The organism is Acinetobacter sp. USHLN143, assembly GCF_037145695.1.
Lineage (GTDB): Bacteria > Pseudomonadota > Gammaproteobacteria > Pseudomonadales > Moraxellaceae > Acinetobacter > Acinetobacter fasciculus.
In genome coordinates this window covers 1-223 of record NZ_JBBCWZ010000337.1, presented here as the reverse complement: position 1 = coordinate 223, position 223 = coordinate 1, and the positions used below count along the sequence as shown (strand labels likewise).

General features: G+C 39.0%; 1 pseudogene. It reads right to left on the bottom strand.

The window, feature by feature from the left end:
• Positions 1-223, bottom strand: a pseudogene (locus WFH18_RS18285) (IS5/IS1182 family transposase); the annotation flags it as partial.

Genomic DNA, 223 nt, shown 5'->3' with positions numbered 1-223 from the left:
TGTGGTTCCATCGGTAATCATGAAATCAATAGGATTGCCATGTGCATCAACAATCAAATGTATTTTTGAGGAGTTTCCTCCTACACTTTTAGAAATAGATTGATTCGCTATACCGGCAGAATGTTGATGAGCACGTACATGAGAGCCATCAATAAAAATCCACTCCATATCGGGGCATGAGGCTAGTAATTTGAATAATCTAAGTAACTTACCGCTGCTTGAC